The organism is Puniceibacterium sediminis (assembly GCF_900188035.1).
In the GTDB taxonomy this organism is placed as follows: domain Bacteria; phylum Pseudomonadota; class Alphaproteobacteria; order Rhodobacterales; family Rhodobacteraceae; genus Puniceibacterium; species Puniceibacterium sediminis.
The window spans coordinates 1-1,564 of the sequence record NZ_FZNN01000056.1 but is presented as its reverse complement, the minus strand read 5'-3'; the positions used below and the strand labels follow the sequence as shown (position 1 = coordinate 1,564).

1 protein-coding gene is annotated in these 1,564 nt (G+C 58.2%); it reads right to left on the bottom strand.

Features of this window, described 5'->3' with window-relative positions; genetic code table 11:
- Positions 1–421: 421 nt before the first annotated feature.
- Positions 422–1,450, bottom strand: a complete 1,029-nt coding sequence (locus CHB75_RS21130; RefSeq protein ID WP_089274134.1) for an IS110 family RNA-guided transposase — start codon at positions 1,448–1,450, stop codon at positions 422–424.
- Positions 1,451–1,564: the final 114 nt, after the last annotated feature.

Sequence of the window (1,564 nt, the reverse complement as noted above, 5' to 3'; positions counted from 1 at the left end):
CAATCGGTTGACGTCGTCGAGTTGGTTTAGAACAGTCAGGCGGCGGCGGCGCGTCCTACCTGGAATAGCGATGAAGACTTCATGGCGGGCCTTAGGTTCTGGACTTGGGTAACGGGGCCGTCCGAGTCAAGGGATTTTGGGCAAACGAGTTAAGCCGCCAAAGCGGAGCTTTTTGTTCGCCTTGTCTGTTGTGCTTTATCTTGCGGCTTTCGGTTGAGGTCCTTCGGGTACATGCTTCGGTCCGTGGTCAACGCCTAGGCTGCCAACATGATGCTGGTTCGATGTAATTCCGATGTGCCCATCTCATAGGCGTGCTTGACAGAAGTCAGCGACGGTCCAGACCACGGCATCATCGGAACCACGTCCCTGTGGGACCTCGAAAGCCTGCGATCAAGCAGGCAACGGGTGGAGTATCATCCGGTCAGGCAACTTTTGGCGCGGCATCGGGCTGGAAGGTTGTGCCATCGACCCAAATTCGATGGAGTATGACGGCGATACGACGCGCCTGAGCAACCATCGCAATCTTTCGGCCACGCCGTTGTGCCAGTTGTGCGCCCCATGTTCTCAGCCATGTCGATCTGCCACGGTTCATCATGACGGTTGCGGCCTGGCACAATGCCCGCCGCAGGTTAACATCACCGGCTTTGGTAATGCCGCCGGATACATCACGCTCACCGGACTGGTTGCGCGATGGCGTCAAACCAACCCATGGACCGATCCTCTTTGAAGATCGGAAGCGCGCAGGATCATCGACCGCCGACCTATAAGTCAGCGCGACGACTGCGCCAATTCCGGGCATCGTCATCAGCCGCACACAGATTGGATCGTCCTGAGCGAGCTGGCGTACCTGCTTCTCAAGGGTTGCGAGTTCCAGACGAAGCGCCGCTCTGGCCCGCAGCATGGGAGATGTTGCCGTCTCAAGCATAGTGTTGCCCTCGGCCATTTCCCGAATGCGGCTCTCGAATCTGCCACGGGAGATTGCGCCGACCTTCAGACCAAAGTTCCGAAGAAGCCCTCGTAGCGACATCTCCAGTGCGATCATATTTTGCTGAATGGCCTTCCGCGCACTGAGAACGGCGCGGGTTTCTTGAGCCGAGACCGATTTGCAGTGAACAGGGCGGAACCAGCCGAGATGAAGTAGGCGCGCAATCCCCTCAGCATCGCGCCGATCCGTCTTGATCGGCATCGCCTTTAGCGCACCCTTCACCTGTCGCGTCTCCATCAGAACGGCATCCAGACCCGCTTCGGTCAGTCCGCGATGCAGCCATTGCGACAACGGTCCAGCCTCCAGCCCAATCGCGGCAACACTTCCGTCCAGACTGCCCAGCAAGCGCACCAGAACCTCGGGTTCGCTCATAACCTCTGTTTCCTTGATGACTTTGCCGTGTTCGCTGATCACGCAAATCGCGGTCTTGGCCACTGACACGTCCAGTCCGATAAACAGTCTCATCCCGTCGTCCTCCATGTGGGTTCAATACGGGAATGGCGACAGCACGGCGCTGATCTGGCAAGTGGCAAAGGCGATGCGCAACGCAGGACCCGTTACGGCATCTCATAGCCAGTA

What these genes read in the sequence shown, in the direction of transcription:
- CHB75_RS21130 (WP_089274134.1), bottom strand. Translation starts at nt 1,450, where the DNA reads ATGAGACTGTTTATCGGACTGGACGTGTCAGTGGCCAAGACCGCGATT.